This is a genomic window from Yaniella sp. (genome assembly GCF_030453185.1).
Classification (GTDB): Bacteria; Actinomycetota; Actinomycetes; order Actinomycetales; family Micrococcaceae; genus Yaniella.
Genome location: NZ_JAKDKW010000089.1, coordinates 1 through 8,390, shown reverse-complemented (window position 1 = coordinate 8,390; position 8,390 = coordinate 1). Strand labels below are relative to the sequence as shown.

General features: G+C 57.8%; 8 protein-coding genes. 6 read left to right on the top strand and 2 right to left on the bottom strand.

Annotated elements, in window-relative coordinates:
• The first annotated feature begins 104 nt into the window (after positions 1 to 104).
• The 6 genes from L0H14_RS10870 (at position 105) to L0H14_RS10845 (ending at position 6,948) form a co-directional block, all read left to right on the top strand.
• The gene (locus L0H14_RS10870; RefSeq protein WP_301418962.1) at positions 105 to 815 is read left to right on the top strand and encodes an AzlC family ABC transporter permease; all 711 of its coding nucleotides are present in this window, start codon (positions 105 to 107) and stop codon (positions 813 to 815) included.
• Positions 796 to 1,149, top strand: coding sequence for a branched-chain amino acid transporter permease (locus L0H14_RS10865; protein ID WP_301418964.1), 354 nt, complete (start codon positions 796 to 798; stop codon positions 1,147 to 1,149). The genes L0H14_RS10870 and L0H14_RS10865 overlap by 20 nt, the downstream gene beginning before the upstream one ends.
• Positions 1,150 to 1,222: 73 nt before the next feature.
• A complete protein-coding gene (locus tag L0H14_RS10860) occupies positions 1,223 to 2,443 on the top strand; it encodes an MFS transporter (protein ID WP_301418966.1) in 1,221 nt (406 codons plus the stop codon).
• Positions 2,444 to 2,837: 394 nt separating this feature from the next.
• Complete coding sequence (locus L0H14_RS10855; RefSeq protein WP_301421809.1) at positions 2,838 to 4,211, top strand: MFS transporter; 1,374 nt, start codon at positions 2,838 to 2,840, stop codon at positions 4,209 to 4,211.
• Positions 4,208 to 5,110 carry a shikimate dehydrogenase gene (locus tag L0H14_RS10850; RefSeq protein ID WP_301419091.1) on the top strand — a complete coding sequence of 301 codons (903 nt, stop codon included), beginning with the start codon at positions 4,208 to 4,210 and terminating at the stop codon, positions 5,108 to 5,110. Before L0H14_RS10855 ends, L0H14_RS10850 begins: the two co-directional genes overlap by 4 nt.
• On the top strand, positions 5,107 to 6,948 hold the full coding sequence (locus L0H14_RS10845; RefSeq protein WP_301419090.1) for a sugar phosphate isomerase/epimerase and 4-hydroxyphenylpyruvate domain-containing protein: 1,842 nt from the start codon (positions 5,107 to 5,109) through the stop codon (positions 6,946 to 6,948). Before L0H14_RS10850 ends, L0H14_RS10845 begins: the two co-directional genes overlap by 4 nt.
• Positions 6,949 to 7,019: 71 nt before the next feature.
• Here L0H14_RS10845 and L0H14_RS10840 read toward each other — a convergent pair whose 3' ends face one another.
• A complete protein-coding gene (locus L0H14_RS10840) occupies positions 7,020 to 7,700 on the bottom strand; it encodes a 4a-hydroxytetrahydrobiopterin dehydratase (protein WP_301419088.1) in 681 nt (226 codons plus the stop codon).
• Between the two features lie 100 nt (positions 7,701 to 7,800).
• Entirely contained in the window at positions 7,801 to 8,040 is a 240-nt protein-coding gene (locus L0H14_RS10835; RefSeq protein WP_301419086.1) for a hypothetical protein, read from the bottom strand.
• Between the last annotated feature and the right edge of the window lie 350 nt (positions 8,041 to 8,390).

The window sequence follows — 8,390 nt, the reverse complement described above, 5'->3', positions numbered from 1 at the left end:
TCAAAGCGTGCAAAACTCGTGTCCCTAAACGTGCAAAATAAATTGTCCCTTGACAGCAGGCCGAGGTTCCTGCGATCATGGTCAAAATGGACAATGGGTCATCTATGGCACCAGAAAATCGTCGCCACGAAATTCTTACCGGGCTAAAGCTGGGCATCGGGCCGGGCCTCGGCCTCTTCCCGCTCGGCATCGCATTTGGCCTACTGGCCACGCAATCCGGCCTCCCCGCCTGGGCGGTCCCCGGCCTGTCGATTTTCGGCTATGCAGGCTCGCTCGAATTTTTGATGGTCGACATGATGACCGCTGGTACCGGACTACTTGCCATCGCCGTTACCACCTTTTTCGTAAACTTCCGCCATGTGTTTTACGCTTTTTCATTCCCGCTCCACGTGGTCAAAACCCCGATTGCCAAGGTTTACTCGATGCACGCGCTGATCGACGAGGCCTACGCCGTCACTGCGGCAAACCCGACCGGTTGGACCAGCGCCCGCCTGTTGTCACTACAGATCTCAATGCACTGTTACTGGGTTGCGGGCGGACTCGTGGGGGTCGCCGTCGCCTGGGCGATTCCCGGCACCATCGCCGGCCTCGACTTCGCCCTGCTTGCACTGTTCATTACGCTGACCCTGGACGCCGTACGGACCCGAGAACAGCTCCCCTCATTGATCATCGCTACCGTGGCATTTTTCGCTGCCCTACTCATTACCCCGGACCAGATCATTTTTGCGGGCATGATCATCTTCATGGCCCTACTGACCATCCGCTACTTCACCGCTCGGAGAAAGGGTGGCCTCTATGATCATGCTGGCAACTAGCAACACACCGGCAACCGGCTACATCATCGCCGTGCTGGCCATCATGTTCGTGGTGACCTTCACCCTGCGCGCGCTCCCCTTTGCCATCCTGGCGAAACTGCGCGAATCGAAGTTCGTGAATGTCATGGCCCTGTGGATGCCTGCCGGGATTCTCGGCCTACTGGCCATCGCCCTGCTCCACTCAACCTACTCATCGCCCGAAGCAGACCTCTGGAAGCTGCTAACCGCCGTCGTCGTGACGATCGCTTCTCACCTACTCCTTGGCCGCCGCACCCTGGCGTCGATTGGCATGGGCACCTTGACCTACGTGGTGTTAGTTAACTTCGTGAGCTGAAATGTTGCCCGGCTAACTTCGCTATTTCAAAGTTGGCGTTACACTAAACAGCAGCCGAATAGGAAGGATACTGATGAGGAACCTGACCCCATGGATTTTGGCTGTACCCTCTCTATTCTTCATGGCTTGGGGCGGCAACCACTTCACGCCGCTGCTGCCGCTGTACGGCGAACACGCCAATCTGATTCCGTGGCAAACCAACTTCTTACTGGGCACCTACGTCATGGGGCTGGTCCCCGGCCTGCTGATCGCCGCGGCGCTGTCAGATGTGTACGGGCGAAAGCCGGTGACCATGGCCGGGTTGATCTCATCCGCGCTGGGGAACTTCATTATCCTGTTGGGGCCGACGTCCATCGCCATGCTCTATACCGGCCGATTCTTTGCCGGCCTGGCCGTTGGTATCGGCATGTCCGTGGGCACGTCCTGGATCAAGGAACTTTCCTCCAGAGACTGGGACCCAAAAGCCACCATCGGCGCCGGCGCGCGTCGACCATCATTGACCATGACACTGGGCTTCGGGGTGGGCGCTGCCGTAACCGGCGCACTAGCCCAATGGGTCCCCGCACCAACGATCGTCCCGTTTATCGTCACCATTTCGATGCTGCTGCTGACGATCATCCCCACTGCGATGGCTCCCGAAACGGTGGGCACTACCCCGCGTCAGCGACCACCCCAAGATTCGTGGGTTCGCCAGCTGCGCACCCCATCAGCCAAGACCCCTGATTTCCTCATCAAAGTTGCCACCGCGGCACCCTGGGTCTTCGGTGCTGGCGGTATCGCCTACGGTCTCATACCGCTGATACTGGCGGATGCCACCGGCGAATTCACTACTTTGTACGCCACGATGATGGCCGTACTCACCCTCGGAGTCGGCGCCTTTGTACAACCCTTCGCCCAGCGCATTGACCGCAAACTCAAGGGCCGTGCGCTGCCGCTGGGCCTGGGCGTCGTCGTCATTGGTATCGCACTCGCTGCGCTGACGGCCTATCAAGCCAACCCGATCCTGGGCGTCTTCACCGCCATGATCCTCGGCGTGGGTTACGGCACCGTCTTGGTTACTGGGTTGTATCGAGTCCAAGTGATCGCACCGGCGCAGGACCTCGCCGGGCTAACCGGACTCTTCTACGCACTGACCTACCTCGGGTTCCTCTTCCCAACCTTCATCGCCGCCCTATTACCGGTCATGCCCTACCACGTCACGCTGCTGATCTTCTCCGGACTGGCACTCGTCTCGATGATCATTGCTTTCGGCCGCATCCGCTACGTCCGCGGTCCGTGGGGCAAGCGCGCCTAGGGAGACAAGGCTGCAACCCTTGAATCGGCCGTTGGCAAAACACGATCAAGCACCGCTAGCTGCGTCATATAAGCTCCACAGCCAAAACGCTCAGGGGCATTCAGCCCCGGGGATCGGCTATTGACCGAAACCTGGGATTCGCGCACGAACATCAACGCTGCTTCTCCGGCTGGACATTGGCCTGTCAGCCCCAGTAATTCCAACCCCTTGCCCGAGGGGGAACTGGCAACACTCACGCCTTCGCTTACTCGCCCCAGACTATCGACCCTGGTATCCCAGAGCACATAGCGATGTAGTTTGACACACAAGCCTGGATCGCTTCATGATAGATTATCAGAATTTAGAAGCTATTGCCATATATTGGCAATGAAGACAGTGAAAGATTGGTGCTCTTATGACTGCAACAGCAGCTAAGGTCCCAGCGGACTCCGACGCGCTTCCCGAACGCACCCCCAGACGGGCGGCGCTGGCGAGCTGGATTGGCTCAGCACTTGAATACTATGACTTCGCGGTATATGGCACGGCGGCAGCACTAGTACTCAATCAACTCTTCTTCCCAGAAGAAACCAACCCCGGTGTCGCCGTGCTGTTAGCCATGGGCACAGTCGGCATTGCCTACGTGGTTCGCCCGCTCGGCGCGCTGATCATGGGACCGCTGGCAGATAAGCTTGGACGACGTTTCGTGCTGATGCTCACGTTATTCGCCATGGGTGGCGCAACCTTTGCCATTGGTTTCCTGCCCACCTATGAAGAGGTAGGGGTCCTCGCTCCGCTGCTGCTGGTGCTATGCCGTATCATCCAGGGCCTATCGGCATCGGGCGAACAAGCTGCGGCCATCTCTGTGTCCCTGGAGCATTCCGATGAACAGCACCGCGGTCTTACCACATCTTGGACACTGCATGGCACTCAGGCTGGCACACTGCTGGCCACCGGTATTTTCATCCCCCTGACCGCATTCCTTTCCGAGGAACAGCTCTATTCTTGGGGCTGGCGTATACCGTTCTGGATCTCTGCGGTCGTGGTCGTCGTCGCTTACCTGATTCGTCGCCACCTCGAAGAACCACCTTCCTTTGAGGCCCGGCGTAAAGAAGTTGTCACACTGTCGCCACTCACCCAGACGCTGCGATTCCACTGGAAAGCCGTCTTGCGCGTGACCGTGTGTGCACTGATCAATACAATCAATATCTTCATCACTGTCTGGGCCATTTCTTTCGCCACCAACGGCTACGATCTCGACCGCTCAACTCTGCTGTGGGTTCCTGTGCTAGCAAACCTGCTGGCCCTGATCGCGATCCCGTTCGCAGGCCGGCTCTCCGATCGCATCGGGCGCAAAAAGGTCTTCGTTTTCGGCGCCCTCGGTTCCGCCGTCACCGTGTTCCCATACCTGTATTCGATCACCCAGGAAAACTGGATCGGTATCTTTGTGGGCGGCATCCTGATGTCTGGCGCCATGTACTCGGCTGCAAACGCCGTTTGGCCCTCCTTCTATTCCGAAATGTTCCCCACCCGGGTTCGCGCCACCGGCCTGGCCCTGGGCACCCAGATCGGGTTTGCTCTGTCCGGCGGATTTGTACCGGTCATTGCCACACTGCTATCGGGTGAACAACAAACCGGCTGGCTGCTACCAGCGCTGTTTGCCATGATCATCTGTCTACTCGCTGCCGGTGCCGCGCTGACTGCCAAAGAAACCAATTCGGCAACTCTGGCAGAGCTAGATGAGCTGCACACCACCCCGGAAGAAACCGCCGCGTTAGAAGTGAGAGCATGAACACCCAGAGTTATCTGATGGGACTTATCGGCCAGGGCGTAACGCCTTCGCTGACCCCACCCATGCAAGAACAAGAAGGCGCCGCCCAGGGATTGCGCTTTGTGTATCGCCCAATCGATTTGGACACGCTGAAACTGCCGCCAACCGATGTGGGCAGGCTGCTGTCCTCTGGTGTAGAACTCGGCTTTAATGCTTTCAACATCACCCACCCGTGCAAACAGCTGGTGTTAGACGCTCTCGACGCTATTGATCCCGCGGCGCAGCGACTCGGTGCCTGCAATACCGTGCTCAATGATGCCGGTCGACTCGTCGGCTACAACACTGACCGCTCGGGTTTCGCATCCGCACTGGCCAGAGAACTCCCCGACGCGAACCTCGACGACGTTGTCCTGTTGGGCGCCGGAGGCGCTGGTTCCGCTGTGGCTGACGCCCTGTTGAGTGCCGGCGTGACACGGTTGTCCGTGTTGGATCCCGAACCTGACCGGGCCCAAGCACTCGTGGAACAGCTCCGCGCCAACGCGCCGGTACGTACTGCACCGCAGCTGCGGTCTGGCAGCCCCGAACAAGCACACTCCTGGCTTCCGAACGCCACCGGGGTAGTCAATGCCAGCCCGATTGGCATGTTCACGCATCCAGGCACCCCCTGTGACCCAGCACTATTGCGACCAGAACACTGGGTAGCAGATATCGTGTATCGACCAGCTCGCACCGAACTCATCGAAACCGCCTCCGCTCTAGGATGCGCCGTCATGCCAGGACAGGCAATGGCAGTGGGACAAGCCGCTGACACGTTTGAACTAGTCACCGGACGAACACCGGACCGGTCACGCATGCAAAAGCACCTCGAATCGCTTATTGCCGCCGAGCAACTAGCGGGGCAACTGAAGGAGCACGCATGAAAACATCTATCGCTACCGTGTGTCTTTCCGGAACGTTGGAAGAAAAAATGCAGGCTTGTGCTGCTGCCGGCTTCGACGGGATTGAAATCTTCGAATCCGACTTGGTCGTCTCGCCTTCCTCCCCCGCCGAGATCCGTGCGCTTGCCGACCGTCTAGGCCTGACCTTGGACCTGTATCAGCCCTTCCGCGATCTGGAAGGCGTGAGCGACGAGCTATTTGCCAAGAACCTGCAACGGTTGGAAGCAAAGTTTCAACTCATGCAGGAATTGGGGATGGACCTGATTCTGGTGCCTTCCAACGCTGGAACTGCAACCGTGAGCGACGATACGATCATCGCCGACCAACTGCGCCAAGCCGCACAATTGGCTCAACGCTACGATATGCGTATCGCCTATGAGGCGCTCGCCTGGGGCAGATACGTCAACACCTACTGGCACAGCTGGCAGCTGGTCCAAGCAGCAGACCATCCGAATCTGGGGGTCTGCTTGGATTCGTTCCATATTTTTTCTCGCGCTGACGACCCATCGCGTATTCCAGAAATCCCGGCCGAGAAAATCTACTTTGTGCAATTGGCCGATGCCCAGGACCTTGGTATGGACCTGTTGCCCTGGTCCCGCCACCACCGCGTCTTCCCCGGCGAGGGCAGCTTCGACATGGTCGAATTCATGACGTACTTGACCGAAGCTGGCTACACGGGTCCGCTGTCATTAGAAATTTTCAATGATGTATTCCGTGAGACCGACACCAATATTACCGCCGCGGACGGGCTCCGCTCCCTCCGATGGATCCAGCAGGGCGCCCGTGGCCGCATCACACCGGACAACCCCGTGCGCGAGCATCTGACCGCGATGCCAAAAATCGAGCCCGTCGAAGTCATTGACCACCTCGAAATCAGCACCGACTCCCCCGATGAGTGTGGTGCGCTGCTGGGTGCGCTGGGCTTTAAATTTATTGGTCAGCATCGACGCAAATCCGTCCAGCTGTTTGTGGCCGGTGGCGTCAAGGTCGTGCTCTCACCCAATGTTCGCGGTGGCACCTACATCAGCTCCGTGGCTCTGCAGGTTACTGACAGCAATGACGCCCTGGCGCGAGCTCGAGCCCTGGGTGCACCGGTGGTATCTCGTCCGGTGACCGCCGATGAAGTACGGCTCCCCGGTGTGTATGGCCCCGGCGGTATGCAACTGTTTTTCGTTGACGCTACGTCTGCGGGGTGGCCCATTGAATTTGGTGCAGATCTCGACCAGCTTGCAGCCAGCACGAACACGATCCGGCTGGATCATCTCAATGTTCCTGAGGCTCGCGACCACTTCGGCGCCTCCGTGCTGTTCACCTTGGCAACCCTGCGCCTCACGGCTTTAGAAGGCCAAGATGTGGCATCGCCGCGTGGCCTCGTACATTCCCAAGTGTTGGAATCTCCCGAAGGCGGTATCCGTTGGATTTTCAACCAGGTGCCCCGAATCTACACCAATCGCTCCGGTGAACCCGTCCGCTACCCCGGCCATATCGCCTTAGCTGTGAGTGACCTCGAACAGCGAGCAGCAACCGCCATTGATGCGGGCCTGGCAGTACTGCCGATTCCCACAAACTACTATGTGGATCTGCAAGCACGCTTTGGCCTGGATGATGAGACCGTGGAACGCTGGCAGTCACTCGGGATCCTGTATGACCGCAATGCAGATGGCGAATTTCTGCACTTATATTCCGAGACCATCGGCGGCTTGTTCATCGAACTGGTCCAGCGCGTTGGCTCATATCGAGATTATGGGCCTGGCAATGCAGCTGTCCGGTTGGCCGCCCAAGAACAGCACGAGCAACAAGACCGGGTATTTAGTCGCTAACAGGCCTACCAGGGCCGTCGGTCATGGCCGGGCAATCGCCGGCGGCCCTGGGGCTTCACGTCGGAAACTGCTTAGGTATTTGACTGCTCACTGCGTAAGTACACCCGGTTACCGTCGAGATCAGCGAGTTCCCACATCGACGGAGCGTCAACCTCGCTGAGTAGTTTGCCGCCGGCTTCAATCGCGTTCTGCATGCGTTGCTCAGCGAATTCAGCGGGAACGAAAACGTCCAGATGCATGCTGACCGGGCCACCCGATGGGTCGACGTCGTCTTCTGGAATATTCGCATCCGCACGCTGGTCGAAACGAACCGGGTCCAGCACATCGGAACGGTCCACGAGCATCGTTGGTTGGTCTTCGCCGCTGGTTTCTTTGAAGTCCAATACTGCCTTCCAAAACGGCAGGATTGCTTCAATGTCCGGAGTAACTACGACGAGATGGGTGCGACTAACTTTTTTAGGTTGGCGCTTGAGTTCCAGATCGTCGATGAGGTTGTCGAGTTCTGCAGCAAATTTGGTATCGCGGTCGGTGAGACCTCCGACGTCGTGGCTAACTACTCGCATGCGAATCGTGTTGTAACGGATGTCGAAGTCAGGATGGTGATCCATCTCCTCGGCTACATCGGCGAACCGGTTAACGAATTCTATCGCACCTTCAAAATCTTTGGCGCGAACACTGATTTCCAAGCGGCCGTCCACGACGGTCCAGCCGGGTAATTGTTCTTGGGCTTCTGCTGAGGTCACGTTGGTCATAGTATGCCTCCTACAATATTGCCACCGGAAGCTCCAGCGGCGACTCAGAGTTCAGTTGGTCAGGGTGGGCACAATGGCGCCCAGAGTGCGATTGTGACAGTTAGATACGCACCGCTCTGACGATCCGTCGAAGAAGATCGACCGCGATCACAGCGCCGATTGCAAATAAGATCCAAGCCACTGCATCTGGACGGGAATCTCCTATAAGAAACATAAAACCGATGAACAGCGCCATCAGCAGGCCGACGATTGCTCCCAATATTCCGAAGATCCCAACTCGGCTGGCTGATTTGCCGCGATCAGGTTTCTGCGGTGATGTGGTCACTTCTTCCGGACTCATAGTTCCCTCCATTTCATCCCTCAAAATTCGGGATGTTATAAAACCACGCTAGTTCGCGGCTGAGGCCTTTGGAAGGGGTGCAGTGGGCTGAGCGGGCTATATTGAGGCAAAAGGCCGGCTTCTACTGAAGTTCCAGTAGAAGCCGGCTCATAGAATATGTCAGCTATTGCGTTTCGTTAAGGGCTCGAACGACAAGTTAGTCCTCATTCTGGCCGTTGTCGTCCTGGTCATCAGTGGATACAGTAAATTCTTCAACGGTCCGGCCTTCGAAGTCGATGGAGTAGCGTACGCTACGTTCAGGGGTGAACCCCTCCCCAGAAGCTTTAATGCGCTCACCCGGTGCGAAGTCG